Source organism: Mycobacterium sp. ML4 (assembly GCF_054515735.1).
Genome location: NZ_JBTNSY010000001.1, coordinates 397,256 through 413,378, shown reverse-complemented (window position 1 = coordinate 413,378; position 16,123 = coordinate 397,256). Strand labels below are relative to the sequence as shown.

The 16,123-nt window shown below is 66.3% G+C and carries 11 protein-coding genes and 1 pseudogene; 4 read left to right on the top strand and 8 right to left on the bottom strand.

What is annotated here, in order from left to right:
* Window positions 1-49: 49 nt before the first annotated feature.
* On the top strand, window positions 50-268 hold the full coding sequence (locus ACX9NE_RS01905) for a heavy-metal-associated domain-containing protein (protein ID WP_459363061.1): 219 nt from the start codon (window positions 50-52) through the stop codon (window positions 266-268).
* Here ACX9NE_RS01905 and ACX9NE_RS01900 read toward each other — a convergent pair.
* Complete coding sequence (locus tag ACX9NE_RS01900; protein WP_459363082.1) at window positions 265-2,184, bottom strand: cytochrome c oxidase assembly protein; 1,920 nt, start codon at window positions 2,182-2,184, stop codon at window positions 265-267. The genes ACX9NE_RS01905 and ACX9NE_RS01900 overlap by 4 nt on opposite strands.
* Before the next feature lie 221 nt (window positions 2,185-2,405).
* Here ACX9NE_RS01900 and ACX9NE_RS01895 point away from each other — a divergent pair, with 221 nt between their 5' ends.
* Complete coding sequence (locus tag ACX9NE_RS01895) at window positions 2,406-2,951, top strand: DUF5134 domain-containing protein (RefSeq protein WP_459363060.1); 546 nt, start codon at window positions 2,406-2,408, stop codon at window positions 2,949-2,951.
* 2 nt (window positions 2,952-2,953) lie between these two features.
* On the opposite strand, the gene ACX9NE_RS01890 is transcribed toward ACX9NE_RS01895, so the two are convergent.
* The 6 genes from ACX9NE_RS01890 to ACX9NE_RS01865 all read right to left on the bottom strand — a co-directional run bounded on the left by ACX9NE_RS01890 (window position 2,954) and on the right by ACX9NE_RS01865 (window position 12,043).
* Window positions 2,954-7,135 carry an AMP-binding protein gene (locus ACX9NE_RS01890; protein ID WP_459363059.1) on the bottom strand — a complete coding sequence of 1,394 codons (4,182 nt, stop codon included), beginning with the start codon at window positions 7,133-7,135 and terminating at the stop codon, window positions 2,954-2,956.
* Window positions 7,122-7,355, bottom strand: coding sequence for a phosphopantetheine-binding protein (locus tag ACX9NE_RS01885; protein WP_459363081.1), 234 nt, complete (start codon window positions 7,353-7,355; stop codon window positions 7,122-7,124). The genes ACX9NE_RS01890 and ACX9NE_RS01885 overlap by 14 nt, the downstream gene beginning before the upstream one ends.
* Window positions 7,356-7,359: 4 nt before the next feature.
* The gene (gene fadD10 / locus ACX9NE_RS01880; protein ID WP_459363058.1) at window positions 7,360-8,946 is read right to left on the bottom strand and encodes a fatty acid--CoA ligase FadD10; all 1,587 of its coding nucleotides are present in this window, start codon (window positions 8,944-8,946) and stop codon (window positions 7,360-7,362) included.
* A 28-nt stretch (window positions 8,947-8,974) separates the two neighbouring features.
* The gene (locus ACX9NE_RS01875; protein WP_459363057.1) at window positions 8,975-9,538 is read right to left on the bottom strand and encodes an FcoT family thioesterase; all 564 of its coding nucleotides are present in this window, start codon (window positions 9,536-9,538) and stop codon (window positions 8,975-8,977) included.
* Window positions 9,535-10,404: a (3R)-3-[(carboxymethyl)amino]fatty acid oxygenase/decarboxylase gene (gene scoE, locus ACX9NE_RS01870; protein ID WP_459363056.1), complete on the bottom strand. Its 870-nt coding sequence runs from the start codon at window positions 10,402-10,404 to the stop codon at window positions 9,535-9,537. The genes ACX9NE_RS01875 and scoE overlap by 4 nt, the downstream gene beginning before the upstream one ends.
* 229 nt (window positions 10,405-10,633) lie before the next feature.
* On the bottom strand, window positions 10,634-12,043 hold the full coding sequence (locus ACX9NE_RS01865) for a PPE domain-containing protein (RefSeq protein ID WP_459363055.1): 1,410 nt from the start codon (window positions 12,041-12,043) through the stop codon (window positions 10,634-10,636).
* 183 nt (window positions 12,044-12,226) lie between these two features.
* Here ACX9NE_RS01865 and ACX9NE_RS01860 point away from each other — a divergent pair, with 183 nt between their 5' ends.
* Together ACX9NE_RS01860 and ACX9NE_RS01855 are read left to right on the top strand one after the other, a co-directional pair.
* Window positions 12,227-13,036, top strand: coding sequence for a class I SAM-dependent methyltransferase (locus ACX9NE_RS01860; RefSeq protein ID WP_459363080.1), 810 nt, complete (start codon window positions 12,227-12,229; stop codon window positions 13,034-13,036).
* A gap of 57 nt (window positions 13,037-13,093) precedes the next feature.
* Window positions 13,094-13,795 (top strand): zf-HC2 domain-containing protein, encoded by a 702-nt coding sequence (locus ACX9NE_RS01855; RefSeq protein WP_459363079.1) that lies wholly within the window; start codon window positions 13,094-13,096, stop codon window positions 13,793-13,795.
* Here ACX9NE_RS01855 and ACX9NE_RS01850 read toward each other — a convergent pair.
* Window positions 13,745-15,968, bottom strand: a pseudogene (locus tag ACX9NE_RS01850) (heavy metal translocating P-type ATPase); the annotation flags it as partial. The gene ACX9NE_RS01855 and the pseudogene ACX9NE_RS01850 overlap by 51 nt on opposite strands.
* Window positions 15,969-16,123 lie beyond the last annotated feature (155 nt).

The window sequence follows — 16,123 nt, the reverse complement described above, 5'->3', positions numbered from 1 at the left end:
CGCAAGATTCACAGTCGGGGGGTTAGTTGCCCCCGGTACGATGATCGACATGGCCGAGCAGACATTCTCCGTGGACGGGCTGCACTGCGACGGGTGCGTAGCAACCATCACCGGCGCGCTGAGTGCACTGCAGCCGGTGAGCGCGGTCAGCATCGACCTGAACACAGAAGGAACTTCGGTGGTCACGATCTCGACCATCGTCGAGCTGACGCGGGAGCAGGTTCAGGCCGCCCTTAACGGCGAAGGTAACTTCACCGTCCTGGGTTAGCGCCGCATCCGGGCCAACTCGCGCAGCATGGCGTTGTAGGCCTCAAGGTCGTCGTCGGCATAGTCGCTGTCGGCGTGCCGATCGCTGCGGGACGCGACCTTGCGGTCCTGCCGGGCCCATTGGGTGACCAACGCCACGATCACGATGATGACCGGCACCTCCGTCAGGCTCCAGGCGATTCCGCCACCCAAATGCTGGTCGTCGAGGATGCTCGACAGCCACGGCAGGCTGACCGACCGGTAGAACCTCTCGCCCACCGGCGCCGCCATCGTCATCAGCGCGACACCGAAGAAGGCGTGAAAGGGCATGACCGCGAACAGCAGACCGATCCGGCCCGGGTAGGGCAGCCGGCGCGGCCCCGGGTCGATGCCGATGATCGCCCAGTAGAAGAGATATCCGACGAGCAGGAAGTGCACCGCCATGAATTCATGGCCCCAGTGATAGCGGACCAGCGTGTCGAACAGCGGTGTGAAATAGACGACGTAGGGGGAGCCCACGAAGAGCACGAAGGCAACGACCGGGTGGGACAGGAAGGCCGTCACCCGGGAGTGCAACAGCCAGGTGAGCCATTCGCGCGGTCCGGGCGGTTGTCCCTTTCCGGCGGACGGCAACACCCGCAGCGCCAGGGTCACCGGCCCGCCCATGACGAGCAGCACCGGGATGAACATGTTGAGGATCATGTGTTCAGCCATGTGCATGCTGAACATCGCTGAGCCGTAGGCACGTACCCCGGAGCCACTGGTGAACATCAATGACAGGCAACCGCTCAGCCAGGCCACCAGTCGGCCCGCCGGCCACTTGTCGCCGTTGCGACGCAGCCGGACATAGCCCGCCACATACCCGATCGCCAGAACCAGGCCGGCCGTGCCGAGGAAACCATCGAAGCGCCACAGCGTCAGCACACCCGCGATGGTCGGTGGGTGCGGCAGTTCATAACCGAGGAACACGTCGCAGCCGGTGAACTGATGCGTGAGGAATCGCGGCGCGGTCTGGCCGGCCATCGCAGCCATGGCAGCCACCGCCGCGACCATGGCCATCGCGCCACCAGTGCTGCCGCGGGTGAACCGCGGCGCCGAGCCGGACAACCCCCAACAATCGAACAGCCACACCAACGTCACCAGTGCACCAGCGAGAAGTCCCAGGCGGGCGAAGTCCGACGCGAACATCCAGTCCGGAAGCAGCAGGTACAGCAACAGCGCGCCGTACGTCAGCGCCAACCCGCCGCAGGTCACCTGCAGCACCTGCACGGCGCGGTCGGCAGTGGTACCGGTCAGCGCACAGACCGCCTTGAGCCCGGTCAACACGGCCACCGCGACGGCGAAGACGATCGCGGCGCTGGTCGCGTAATCGTGGTTGGGCCCCTGCCCCGCGTTTCCGGTCACGGCGGTAGCCACGACGCCGATCAGGGCCGGGATGAGCAGCACCACATGGCTGAGCCAGCGGCTGCTCAACCGCAGTGTCACCGTGATCGGCAGGGCGAAGACGGTCACCACCACCCACGCGCGAGCGACCTCCGAGAACCCGACGGCGTCAAACACCGCGCCACTGCTCAGCAAGGCTCGCGCCCCCACGCCGGAGTCATGCGCTGCCTGGATGACGACCATCGCCGCGGCGGCCAACATCCAGGCGAACGAAACCCACTCGGCGAGCAGGTGAATCCGGAATGCGGCCCCGTCGATCAACCCGTCGGGTTCCGGCCGCGCCGTCATCACCACCAGAAGCAACGCGCCCAGGCACAGCGCACCCAGCAGCACGGCGACGAAATACCCCACCGGCTGGGCGGCGCTGACGAAGTCACCGGGAAACGGGTTGCCCGCTTCGGCGTAGTGACGCGGCCCGGAAATCAGTCCGTAAGCAGCCACGGCGGCGGCTATCGCCAAGAACCCGGCGGCCAATGCCGCCGTCCTTATCGGCAGCGAGCGGCCGACTTCGCCGGGCGCAGTCGCGTCTGCGCTTGATCCGTTTCTGTCCACGTCGGCCCGGTTCACCCCTGCAGCTTACGACCGTGCGTCGTAGCGCATCGCCGGCCGCAGCGCCTAATGTTCGGTGACTGTGGGTCCCGACGGCAAAATGCACCCGGCATGATCGACGATCTGCCGCTTCGCTGGTTGGTCACCGGCCTTTTCTGCTCGGCGCCTTGGGCTTCGCCCTGGTCATCGATCGCAAGTCATGGACCTCCATCGTCAGCCATGGACTGCATCTCACGATGGCGATCGCGATGGCGGCGATGGCGTGGCCGCAGGCACTTGGTTTCCCGCCGACACCGGCAAAGGAATTCTTCCTCGCCGCGGCGTTGTGGTTCGTGATCGTCGCCGTCCTCGCCGTCCGGACGACCGCGGCACGTATGGTCGGCGGCTACCACGCCCTGATGATGGTGGCGATGGCCTGGATGTACGCCGCGATGGGCGGACATCCGGCACCCGGCACCGAACGCCGGGCGCCGGCTGTATCCGGAGTGAACATGGCCGACATGGCGGCGCCCCCACACGACGCCTCGCACGACTGGACTACCACCGGCAACTGGATCTGGGCGGGCGTCTTCGTGTTCGCGGCGTTCGCCTGGGGCTATCGCTTCCTGACGGTACGACGCCGGGTCTGGCGCACCCGCGTCGGCATCGCGGTTCAGGCGATGATGGCTGCCGGCATGGCCATCATGTTCGCGGTGATGGTGTCTGCTGCCTGACTTCACGCCCGCTGGAATTGTTCGGACAGCAGGGTAGGGACCGATGGTGAAACCGCGGCGAGTTCTTCGACGCGTTCGACGCTGAGTGCGATCGTGGGGTGGTCGGCCAGATACTCGCCGTAGGAGCGCGTTCCCAACCTCGCGCCCAGGCTTACCCAGGCATCCACCACCGACCACCTGCGCGGGTTGCCCGTGGCCCACTCGCTGTCATCGAGTCGCTGCTTCCACTGTGCGACTTCGAGTTCTTCGAGCCCGAACCCGCCCAGCAGCGAGGCGTATTCCAGGGCCTCGCCCCGCGCCACCGTGATGCCTCGTCCCAATTCCGTTGCTCCGGTCAACTCCGGCAGCAGTCGCAAGACGGCGGCCGCGGCGGCGCGACCGGTGGTGACCTCTTCGGTCAATGAGAGGGCCGGGTAGGACCCCAGCGCCAGGCAGGCATCCACCACCGAGACCAGGATGTCGGCGGAGTCCCGCAGTTGGCAGTCCTCGCCGAGCACCCGGGGCAAACGCACGATGGTGAAGTCGAGCCCATCCGGTGCGCCGGCCACGATCAGTTCGGCCAGTGATTTGGCTGCCGCATACGGGTAGGGCGCAGCCCGGGGATCGGTGACTTGCGGCGCGTCGACTTCGGCGTTGACGACGAAGGAGGACAGGTGCACCAGCCGGGCGCCGCGTCGGGCGCACACCTCGACGAGAGCGGAGACCAGGTCCACGTTCGCGGCGCGGAGTTCGCGATAGGGAACCAGCACGTTGGTGTTGCCGATGCAGTTGATCACGGTTGCGGCCGCGGTGTCGCGGATCAGCGCGTCCAGCTCCGATCGGCCGACATCGGCGGCGAGTTGTTGGACCCGTACACCGTCCACCTCGCGAAGCGCGTCCCACAGAGGGTGTTCGGACGGTTGCGACCTGGCGGCCAGGATCACGTCGGGACAGCGAACCCCGGATCGTTTCAGGTCGAGGACCGCCCCGACGAACCCGGTGCCCAGAATCCCCGAAGCGCCCAGCACCAGGACCGGCCCGCCCGCAGCGGCCGGGGAGTCGAGTTGCGCACTCGCGGCCGCGGTGGGCAGGCCAGCGAGATCGCGTTCGATCTCGGCGGCGGTGGCAGCATCCATCCAGGCATCGGGGCTCGTTGGCGCCGAAGCCAGGTCGGCGACCAGGTTGGCGGCGGTGTCGGAACTGATCAGGTCGAGGATGGTCACCTGGCGTCGGAGAAATCTGCGGGTGTCGGGTAGCAACCTGATCAGGTCCAACGAGCCGATGCCCTCGCCCAGCAGTGAGGAATCCGGCCGGACGGTCGTACCGAGGTGCCGGCTCCACACCTTCGCGAGGCCGACTGCTGTCTCGTCGGTTTCAACCTCCTCGGGCACCGTACCCATGAATTGCGGCACCGTGCGCAGGCTGTCACCGTCGATCTTGCCGTTCGGCTTTCTTGGGATATTCGGCACGCCGACAACGAAATACGAGGACACCGCCGAGCTCACCAGAATGTGCCGGATGCGTGCGGCTGCGGCGCCGTCGTCTCCGGCGGCACGGGTCTGCGCGGTTTGGAACCATACCCCCAGGCGTCCGTTGTGCAATTCGACTGCGACATCGGATACCGCAGGGTCCGACGATATCCGCCGCGCTATCTCGGCGGTGTCGATCCGCTTGCCGGAGACCTTGACGACGTCGTCTTTGCGTCCGGCGAACACCGGACGACCGTCGTCATCGATTGTCACGCGGTCGGCGGTGGCGAAGGCCCGGCGTCGCGAACCGTCATCGGCGGTCACCGTGCCGAAGTTGCGGTGGTCCATCCCGAGATAACCGGCGGCGACCAGGTCGCCGACGATGACGACTTCACCGAAGGCGATGTACACCGTTTGGGGTAGTAGCGGCCGTCCGAGTCGGCGCCGGGTCGCGGCCGGGCTGGTTCTGGCGATCGGCAGATAGCTGGCCACCACGGTAGTCTCCGTGGGGCCGTAACTGGATACCAGTGAAACACTCTCTCCAACAGTTGATTTCATCCACCTGTCGACGGCGGCCGGGCGGATGGCCTCCCCGCCGATGACGATTTGCCGCAGGTGCGAACGGCGGATCGCACCGATCGCGTCGCTGTCCTCACACAGCAGGTGCCAGACGGCGGTGGGCAGGTCGACGACCGTCGCGCGTGTGGTGACGACGTCCCTTGCCAGCCCACAAAAGTCGCCCGACTTCATCGACGCGGTTCGAACCAGCTGCGCTCCGCTGACCGCCGCACCGAAGATCTCCTCGACGCTGATGTCAGAGGTCAACGGCGCACACTGGATAACAGTGTCGTGCGGGCCCCATCCGTAGGCGCTGGTGACCGCGTCACAGAACCGCGCCAGCGACCCGTGGGAGATGGGCACCAGCTTCGGCGGACCGGTCGAGCCCGAGGTCGGCATGACGTAGGCGGTCTTCGCGCTGAGAGAGATGTCCTGTGCGACTTGGTGAATACGCTCGTTGACAAGCGCGCTCAGGTCGTCATCGTGGGCGACCGGCAGGCGGGCGGCGGCAACGTCGACCACATGCGCCGTCCCGTGGAGATGCTCGGCGATCGCGCCGGCCCGCGGCGTCAGTTGCTCGCCGCTATCGCAGATGCTGTATCCGCAGCCGGCGAGGTGGCATGCGATGAGGCAGTCGATGGTGTTGTCGGTGTTGTCGTCGGTGAGCACGACGACATCACCGGGTGCGCAACCGTTCCGGATCAACCAGGCCACCCACGGATGGACCGCGGGGCGGTTCAGCAGAGTCTGGTGGACACCCGCGCAGGCACCGGTGAACCACGCCGGTGCCGCGGGCAGCGGCGCCTCGATCACCGCACCGCCCAGCCCGAGGGTCCCGTCCGTGCCGACCTCGAACCAGTCGCCGACGGCCCTGGCCATCGGCTGTTCCCAAAGCCCCACCATCGCTTCGAGGGCCGCGGCGATCCGGACCGCCATCCCCGTCGTCCGCCCGGACAGATCCGCGCGGTCCCAGATCGCCACGTTGAGGGTGCGCCCCTCTTCGTCCAGCACGCTCGCCACGGTCGTGCCCTCGACGGGACCGATGTCGGTTGCCTCGGGTGCTGCGGTCAAGAAGGGGCGAAGGCCGGGCGCGCACGCCTCGCGGATGAAGTTGAGCGTCAGCGCCTCGACGTGAGAAGTCCGGTTGATCGCCAAATACATTCGCCGGTAATGCTCTTCGCGGAACCAGCGGCGCCGCACCGCCTTGACGTAGCCGCGATCGAGCGCCCGGACGACGTCGGCCACCGACGCGAACGCAGGAAACCCGAACGGGTGCGCGACCGAATTCACCAGACAGGTCGCGACGTTGAGATCCGGATCGCCGAACCGATTGTCCACCGCGTGCACGAGCAGGGTTTGGGTGCTGCGCCGCATGCTTGCGTCGACGGCGACCGCCGCCGCTGCCACCAGCACGTTGAGCGGGACCTGCTGCTCCTCCGACAAGCGCAGCAGCGCGTCGAAGGCGGCACCGCAGACCGCGGCGGATTCCCTCAGGACTCCCTTGGCGGCTGATCCTGCAACCCGCTGCGGACTCGGGCCATGGCCGCCCATCCGCGCTGCTTCTTCGAGTTCACGCTGGATGGCAGCGCCGGCCCGCCGTATCGACTCGTCAACCTTGGCCGTCTCACGGCGGTGCGCTTCGGCCACCTTCGCCAAACCCGCGGGCAAGCGCGGCAGGTGGCTGGCGTGATCCGCGGTGAGATGGCGTGCCAGATCGGCTTCGACGATCCCGGTGGCGCCACCGTCGACGACGATGTGGTGCGCGTGCACGTCCAGGCCGGACACGTCGCCGCTCTCGTCCGTCCACACCGTGTACCGCACCAACGCGGTTTCGAGGATGCCGCAGGACCAGGTGCCCTGCAGCTCGAAATCGCTGCGCTGTGTCTGATTTTGGTCGCCGGAGCGCACCCGCACGATGTCGCCGAACTGCAGCCGCGGCACCAGGCACGGATACTCGGCTTCGGTTGCCGGGGTCTGCAGCACGCAAAGCTGCACCGGGTTCTCGCAGACAGCGGCTTCCAGGGCCGCCAGGAATCGCGGCAGCCGCAGCGGACGGAAGCGGTATCCCTTACCGATCACGTACAACGACGGATCGCCGTCCTGCAGCACGCCGTTGTACAGGTTCTGTTGCGACCTGCTCAGCGGAACTTGATCGACCCAGGTGTCAGGCGCGCTCACATTGACCCTCCAGCTCCCGCACCCATCCCGCGATCGACAGGTTTTCCGCGAGGCGGGCCGGCATGTCGGATTCTCGATTCACGTCGAGCTTCTTCATCAGCAGCACGAACCGCACCGAATCCAGCCCGAGATCGCGCAGATCGGTGTCATCACCGTCCAGAAGATCCGATTCGTCGATGTACAACACGTCGCAGACGGCGGCGAGAACGTGCCGCCTGATCATCTCAGCCATGAACGGCCACTTCGGTTTTGCCGGCGCTCACCGACGCCGCCAGCGAGGCCCGCATCACCTTTCCGGACTGGGTACGCGGAATCTCAGCCACCAGCACGATCGTTGAGGGCCGCGCCATCGACTCGGACTGCTGCCGGAAGCGGGCGGCGATCGCCTGCTTGAGCTTCCTGGCCGACGGCTCGTCCAAGTCCGTCGACGGGACGACGGCAAGACCCACCAGGGACCCGAACTCCGAATCCGGGATCTCGTAGCACGCGGCCTCGCGGACGCCCGGTGTGCCTTCGGCGATCCGGTCCACCTCGTCGGGTGCGATGTTCACTCCGCCGGAGATGAACATCTCCGACGATCTTCCCTTGATGTAGAAGAAGCCGTCCTCGTGGCGTTCCAGTAGGTCGCCGGTGTCGACCCAGCCGTCCACCAGAACTTCCCGGGTTTTCTCGGCATTGTTCCAATACCCCAGCATGTTTGCCGGCGACTTGATCCAGAGGGTGCCGAACGAAGCGGAAGTGCCGGCACCCGCGTCCGCCGGGACCGGATCACCCGGACCCGCCAGGTATACCTGCACTCCCGGGTAGGGTCGTCCCACGGCGCCGGCCTCGATCCGGGCGATCGAGCCTTCATCGGTGGGCAGACACAAAGCAGTGCAACCGGTTTCACTCAACCCGTAGACCTGGGCGGTGCGGACCCCTATTGCTTCGATGAATCGCACGTCGACCGCGGTCGCCCGCGAGCCACCGTACCCGAGCAGCCGCAGCGAGGGCACCCCCACTCGCGAAGACCTCAGCTCGGCAACCAGTTTCGACAGGAGCGTCGGGACGACGCAGGTTGTCGCGACCGCGTTTCCGTTGAGGATTTCCAGCAGCGAGGTGGTGTTCTCCCCGCCGGTGATGCATGTGCCGCCGCGCATCAGGCAGGTAAGGATCCACCACAGTCCACCGATGTGGGTTGCCGGCAGCGGCGAATAGGTGGTCTCGCCGTCCACCCAGCTGACCCAGTTCAGGCCGGTGTCCCGCAGGATGTCCTGCACGGCGTAGAAGGTGCGGTTCGCCAGCAGCACTGCCTTCGGCTCACCGGTCGTACCGCTGGTGAAGATCATTGCCAGCGGGTCATCCGCCCCGCGATCCGGGCAATGGTAAGGATCGTCTGCATCGGTGCCCGCAGCCGCGGCGTTCAGGTCGATCATGGCGACCGGCAGGGATCGCAGACCTTGCGGCAGAGCCGATGAGTCGATCCTGCTTCCGGGGGTGATGAGAATCGCGCTGGGAGAGGTGATCTGCCCGAAGCGGTCGATGGTGGCCGACGGCAGATTTCCGTCGGCCATCACCGCGATTGCCCCGAGTTTCGCGCAGGCCAGCACCGCCAGGTATGTCTCGGGTCCGTTGTCCGACAGGACGAGTATCCGCGATCCCGGTGAAACCGATTGCGCACGCAGGGTAGCGGCCAGTCCGTTCACTTCGGCGACAAGTCGGGAGTATCGCAGCGTGCTCCGGCCGTCGCAGCGGCGCAGGGCAATTGCCCGGGGCCGCCGCCGCGCTTGTTCGAAGACCCGGGCCAAGACGGTAGATGGTAAGTGAGACATAAGCTTTCGGGTGCCTTCCATTGCAGCGTCAGGGAATGTTGAGGGCAGCCAGCTCGACTTCACCAGAGGCTGCCCCGCCATACTCGTCCCAGAATTCGATGGCGCACTTGATCGACAGGTAGCGCAGGCGTCGCTCGATCACTTCGAAGTCCCGGCACAGCAAGCGCGCAGAGAACTTCTGGGCGTGAATCATCCGCTTGAATCGGGACGCCGTGTTCTTGATCAACATACTGGGGAGCTGATGGTCGAAATAATCGGAAATCGACCAGCCCCGCAGCACCGGGATCTCCTCGTTGAGGATCGCCGGCGCGAACGCGGTGTAGGCAAGCTGGTTGAAGCACAGGATCAATTCCGCCGCGTTGAAGTGTCCCGTGCTGCGGATATAGGCGGGCTCACTGATGCTGAAATTTCCGTACGCGAGCACCGAATCGGGGGCGGCTTTGTAACTTGCATCGATGAGATAGCGGCACCCTTTGTAGGAGTACGGATCGAGGACTTTGACGAGCAAATTCTCCTCGATGGGAGCGGTGTCGGTGATGTCGGTGAATTCCGCACGGTGCTGGGTGGAACGGGAAACCGTGATCGTACTCATACTGGATATCCTGGTGTGATGAGGCCGTCCAACATGGTCAGCCGGTGGGTGGTCAAATGACCTGCGGCAGTGCCGTGCTTTGCGCGGTGCATAAGAGCACGGTTGTCCCACAGAATGATGTCGCCAACTTCGTAGTGCTGAGTGTGAATGAACGGCGATCGGTATTCGGTGTCGAGTTGACCGGTCGCCTCCATGAGTTCCCGGAGCACCGCCGGGTCGAGCACATTTCCGTCTTCGTCCTCGATCTTGGTGGTGCCGGTCGCGCAGATGTAGAGAATCTCCTGTCCCGTGTGCGGGTGCCTGATCACCGTGGGCCATTTGATCGGAGGCGTGGTCCGGTTGATCTCGTCCCACACTTCCCCGATGGGCCGGTAAACGTCGCCCGGGCGAATCTTGATGTGACGGCGGGGATCGTGGGTGCTGAACGTGCCGCGAACCGGATCACGCTTGGCCTCCGGCAGCGACTCCCAGACCCTGGTCAGGTCGATGAAGTAGGTGCCGCGGTCATGTCCGGGCACCGTCAGCGGTAACACCATGGAGAACGCGAACGGCTCGGGCATGAACATGTAGTCGATGTGCCAGAACGCACCCGTCTTGGGAACTCCCTGGCCTTCCTCGGTGGAGGAAACGAAGATCTCCGGATGGTCTTTGTGATGATAAACCGGCTCGTAATACGGGACGATCTCGCCGACAATCCTGCCAAGCTCGATGAATTGCTTCGGCGACGGATGGACATCTTTGAGAACAACGAGTTTATTGGTGTAAACGATCTCGCGGATCTCGTCGGTGGATAAGTTGTCCAGGTTTGCCGGATCCAGTCCGGTGACCTGAGCACCCAGTCCCTCGCCTTTAACATTGAGTGTCATTGGTTGTCTTTCCTGATTTGGTAGATGGGTTCATGCCGACCCGCGGGAGGCGGCACATAAACACGTCATCGGCATCCTCAGCCGTGATGGACCAACCCCCTTGAATGAATTTTCGAACGATGTCGCCGTATCGCGTCGCGGCCCGGCTTGAGATAAACCGACGGTGTCAGCAGCCGCTTGCCTGTCTCTTGCGTAATCCTTGGAAGCCCGGGCCGGGAAGTTCGGGTCATCAGCGTTCCGGCGTGACTTCGGTCGGCCAGGTGGCGGGAAGCAGTGGGACGTTGCTGCTCGTGCCGTGGGCGGGCAGCTGGGCCAGTCCGGCCGGCGTAGCAAGCCTCCGCGGTGCGGTGCCGGTGAACCCGAGAGAGCCGGAGCCGTGACTGCTTTCCGTTGTGCCCCAAGGCTCCTCGTCGAATTCGTCGGGAGAGTAGTCCATGGTGACGGGCGCTTCGAGAAATTCGTCGCGGTAGCCGCGCACACCGACCTTCGCACGGCGCACGCGGCGGTCCCGGGTTCGGTCCGAGGCGACCCGTGTCGCAGCCGGAGCGGCGATCGTGTCAGCGACGCTGTGCCGGGCCCTGACGTCACTCGTGGGACCGAAGCCGACGGCGGGTGGCGCCAGGCCGGGCACGGCGTAACTGACGGCCGGTGCCGGGGGCGCGCTGGCGGCCGGGGTTGAAGTGGTGGCGCCCGGTGCGGGATTGCCGGCCTGCGGACCTGAAGCCGGTGCGGCCGAAATGCCCGGCGCCACAACCATGTGCGGGCTGGGATTCGGGTTACTGACCGCGCCGGGCGCGGACGCCAGCGGTGGCGGTTCGCCCGCCGTCGCACCGTTCAAGAGTGGGGCCAACAGTCGCAGTGCGCTCAGGGCACTCAAGGCCGGTGTGAAGAACGGCAGCAGCAGCAGAGAGTACGAGGCGTAGTACGGGTACCACAGAACGTCGTACAGTAACAATGCGATCACCGCCAGGGCGACCGTGGCGGCGGGGCCGAAACCGAGTTGCCGGAAGAAGTCGAGAAAAAACTGGTACGGGTTGGTGATCAGGTTCTCCAGATCCTTGATCAGCTGCGCGATGGTGATCGACTCTGCCGACGGGATGCTTTGAGCCTCGGAACCTCTCGTGCGGATGGGCGGCGCCGGCTGGGCCGGCGGCATGGCCGCTACGGCGACCGCGGTGACGGCCTGGTAGGCGGCCATGGTGTCGGCGGCCTGAACCCACATCCGGACGTAGTCGGCCTCGTTGACAGCGATGGGGATGGTGTTGACGCCGAAGAAGTTGGTAGCGACCAACACCCCGTGAGCGGCGTGATTGGCGGCCAGTTCCGGCAATGTGGGCATGGTGGCGACGGCACTGGTGTATGCGGCGGCGGCCGTTTCGTGCTGCGAAGCGGCCCTCGCACTGTCGACGGCGGAGCGTTCGAGCCACAGCAGGTAGGGACCGTGCGCGGCCACATATTCCGCTGCGCTGCTACCCTGCCAGGTTCCGGCCAGCACATCGGCGAGCAAGCCACGCAGCTCGGCGGCGACGGCACGGTATTGATCGCCGACTTCGCGCCACTGGGCCGCAGCGGCCAGCAAGGATCCCGGACCCTGTCCGGCGTGCAGCAGGGCAGCATGCACCTCCGGAGGGATGGCCATCCACACCGGGCTGGTCAGATTCCTACCTCCTGACTCAGGGATCGGTTACCCGGGAGATGAACGCCGGCATAAACGCGACAGTGCTTTTTCTCGCCGTCTGGTAGTCGTCGTAGGTACCGGGAAAGTTCCCCCCGCCCCGGCGGCTGCGGCTCTGCGTGATGCGTCATCAGTACTGTCTGAGCTATGTCAGTCCTCGACGCCCGTCACCTCGGCGGGATATCTGAGACCGCACTGCTCACGCTGTATCAGCGAGCCGCCGAGGCCGCCCGGCCGGACGGCATCATCGACGATCCGATGGCGATCGCGTTGCGCGACCGCATTGACTACGACTATCACCACTTCGGCCGCACCCATCAGGCCACGGCCCTGCGGGCACTTGCCTTCGACAACGCGGTGCGTGCGTTCCTGACCACTCATCCGCGGGCCACCGTCGTCGCGCTGGCCGAAGGTCTGCAAACCAGCTTCTGGCGCGTCGACAATGGTGAACTCAGCTGGCTGTCTGTGGATCTCGAGCCGATCGTGCAGATACGCCGGCAGCTGCTGCCGGCATCGGAGCGGTTGCGCTACTGCGCCCAGTCGGCTCTGGACTACTCGTGGATGGATCAGGTGGACGACGACAACGGTGTGCTGATCACCGCCGAAGGTCTGTTCCAGTATTTCGAGCGGGCCACGGTGTACGACTTGATAGCGGCCTGCGCTCAGCGATTCCCCGGCGGCCAGCTGGTCTTCGACAGCATCCCGTGGCTGCTCAGTGTGTATTCGCGGCGACGCGGCTTCCGCCTCAGCGAGTTCTACACCGCGCCGCCGATGCCTTTCTGGTTGACCGCCAACCGGTACGCCGAACTGCTTGCCATCCCGGGCGTCCGGGCGGTGCACGAGTTGCCGGCGCCATCCGGCCGCGGCAGAGTGCTGCCGAAGCTTGTCGCGATGATCTACCGATTCGGCGCCCTCGAAAGATTCCGCGTACCCACCACCCTCGTCGAGTTCGGTTGATACCGGGACTCGGTGGCATCCGGGAACAAATCGCGGGTAGTGCGCGACTATTAAGGCATGGATTGCGAGGTGGCGCGCGAAGCGCTGTCGGCCCGGCTCGACGGGGAGCGCGAGCCCGTGCCCTCGGCCCGGGTCGATCAACACCTGGACGAGTGCGCTGCTTGTCGCGACTGGTATGACCAGGTGGGTCGTCAGGCGCGCGAGCTGCGTCGGCTGGTCGAGTCCAGGCCGGTGATCGCACCGGTCGGTCCGTTCGGAATCCAGCAGACCGCGCCGCCGCCACGGCCCTTGCGGCTGAGCTGGCAGCGTTGGGCGCTGCTGGTCGTCGGGGTCGCGCAGGTCGGCCTGGCCGTCGCGCAGGGCCTGGGACTTGATGTGGGCCTGAGCCCCGCGATGGACGGCACGAACCATCTGCTGCACGAGTCCACGTCGTGGTCCGCCGCCCTCGGCGCGATCATGGTGCTCGCCGCACTGCGGCCCGCTGCATCCGCGGGTCTGGCGGCTGTGCTGACCGCGTTCATCGCGGTATTGGCTGTTTTCGTCGGCCTGGACGCCGCCTCGGGTGCCGTCACCACCGACCGGATCCTGACCCACCTGCCGGTGGCCATCGGCGCGGTCCTGACAACCATGGTGTGGCGGACCACCCCGGCGCCCGGGCCGGCACCGCAAGCGTCCGAACCGGACATCGTGTTGCCGGACAACTCCTCCCGCGGGCGTCGCCGTGGCCATTTGTGGCCCACCGACGGCTCGGCGGCCTGACCAGCGGTCAGCGTCCGAAGTTACGCAGCCGCAGGCTGTTTGACACCACGAAGAACGAGGAGAACGCCATCGCCGCGCCCGCCACCAGCGGGTTGAGCAACCCCGCGGCGGCGATCGGGATCGCCGCGATGTTGTAGCCGAAGGCCCACACCATGTTGACCTTGATTGTGCGCATCGCCGCGTCGGCCAGGCCGAGCGCCAGGGGCACCACATCGAGGTTGTCCCTCACCAGGATGATGTCAGCGGCCCCGATCGCGACATCGGTGCCGCGGCCCATGGCCATGCCGAGATCGGCGCGCGCCAGGGCCGGACCGTCGTTGATGCCGTCGCCGACCATTGCCACCACATGACCGCGGTCCCGCAGCTGCTCGATCACGTCGACCTTGCCTTCGGGCAAGACGTCGGCGATCACTTCGTCGATACCGACCCGCGCCGCCACCGCGGCCGCCGATGTCGGGTTGTCACCGGTCAGCAACACGGTTCGCAGACCGCGATCGTGCAGTGCCGCAACGGCGTGCTGTGCTGAGTCCTTCACGGCGTCGGCCACTGCGATGACGGCGCACGCCGTACCGTCAACTTCCACGAATACCGCTGTCTCGCCACGCGATTCAGCTTTGCGGCGGGCATCGGTAAGCGCTGTCGAGCGACCCTGCCCATTGATCCAAGAGGGTTTTCCGACCCGCACCACCCTCCCGTTCACGGTGCCGCTGACTCCGCGCCCCGGCGCCGCGCGAAAGTCGACGACCGAATCCCGCCGCGGAGCGGCCGCGGCGATGGTGAGACCGACGGCGTGCTCGGATCCCGCTTCCACCGCCGCCGCCAACGCCAGCACCTCCTCGCTGTCCCAGTCGGGCGCTGCCGTCACCGCGCTGACCGTCAACGTGCCCGTTGTCAGCGTGCCGGTTTTGTCGAACACGACGGTGTCGACGGCGCGGGTGGCTTCCAGAGTCTGGTAGCCCTTGAGGAATATGCCCAGCTGAGCCCCACGACCGCAGGCCACCAGCATCGCGGTCGGGGTGGCCAGACCGAGCGCGCACGGGCAGGCGATGACCAGCACCGCCAGTGCGGCCGAGAAGGCCCGCTCGGGCGCGGCCCCGGCCAGCAACCATCCGGCGGCGGTCAGGCCCGCGATGGCAAAGACGCACGGCACGAAGACCGACGCGATGCGATCGGCCAATCGCTGCGCGTCGGCCTTCTGTACCTGCGCTTCCTCGACAAGACGGACCATGCCGGCGAACTGGGTATCGGCGCCTACCGCGGCGGCCTCCACGATCAGCCTGCTGTCAAGCACCACGGTGCCGCCGATCACCTGCGCGCCCGGGTGCACCTTCACCGGCTTGGCCTCGCCGGTCATCGCGCTCACGTCGACCGCCGCCTGACCGTCGACCACCAGGCCGTCGGCGGCGATGGTCTGCCCGGGACGTACGACGAAGCGCTGCTGTTCTTTGAGCTGGTCCGCCGGGATCACCAGTTCGGACCCGTCGGACTGCAGCACCGCGACATCTTTGGCGCTCAAGGCGGCCAGCGCCCGCAGCGCGCCACCGGCCCGCGACTTGGCCCGCGCCTCAAAATACCGCCCGGCCAGCACGAACACCGTGACACCCGCCGCCACCTCGAAGTAGATGGCGTCACTTCCGAGCAGTGCCTGCCAGACACCATGGTGTGCGGCGCCTTGCCGGGCGCCGAAGACCGTGTGAAGAGACCACACCGTGGCGGCGGAGATACCGACCGAAATCAGGGTCTCCATCGACGCGCCACCGTGCATCGCGTTGCGCAGCGCGACACGGTGGAAAGGCCACGCCGCCCAGACGACCACCGGCAGCGCCAGCAACGTGAGCACCCAGCTCCAGCCGGTGAACCGGGAGCTGGGCACCACGGCGAACATCACCGAGAGGTGCGCCAGCGGAACGAAGAACACGGCGGCGACCGCCAGCCGGACCAGGAGATAGCGGGCGTGATCGGCGTCGGGATCGTCGGCTCCGTCACCGCTGCCGCCAACGTGCGGCACAGCCTCATAGCCGGCACGCTCCACCGCCGCGCAGAGATCGTCGGTGGTGATGTCCCGGCTGAGCTCCAGCGTCGCCACCCGAGTCGAGAAGTTGACCGAGGCGCGCACGCCGGGCAGCTTGTTGAGGGTTGATTTCACCTTGTGGGCGCAGGCCATGCAGGACATCCCCGAGATGTCGAGTTGTACCCGCCGCACCTCCGAGGGTGCGTCAGTTGTTGCCGCTGTCACGTGAATTCTCGCCTCCTGCGAACTCGTCTCTAGACAAGTCGTCCCAGCCGGTTCACGAGTTCCCTGCGTTGTTCGCACACGCATGGCCTACG

Coding starts and splice junctions, on each gene's coding strand:
- ACX9NE_RS01905 (WP_459363061.1), top strand. CDS start 50: ATGGCCGAGCAGACATTCTCCGTGGACGGGCTGCACTGCGACGGGTGC.
- fadD10 (WP_459363058.1), bottom strand. CDS start 8,946: ATGTCTCACTTACCATCTACCGTCTTGGCCCGGGTCTTCGAACAAGCG.
- ACX9NE_RS01875 (WP_459363057.1), bottom strand. CDS start 9,538: ATGAGTACGATCACGGTTTCCCGTTCCACCCAGCACCGTGCGGAATTC.
- scoE (WP_459363056.1), bottom strand. CDS start 10,404: ATGACACTCAATGTTAAAGGCGAGGGACTGGGTGCTCAGGTCACCGGA.
- ACX9NE_RS01865 (WP_459363055.1), bottom strand. CDS start 12,043: ATGGCCATCCCTCCGGAGGTGCATGCTGCCCTGCTGCACGCCGGACAG.
- ACX9NE_RS01860 (WP_459363080.1), top strand. CDS start 12,227: ATGTCAGTCCTCGACGCCCGTCACCTCGGCGGGATATCTGAGACCGCA.
- ACX9NE_RS01855 (WP_459363079.1), top strand. CDS start 13,094: ATGGATTGCGAGGTGGCGCGCGAAGCGCTGTCGGCCCGGCTCGACGGG.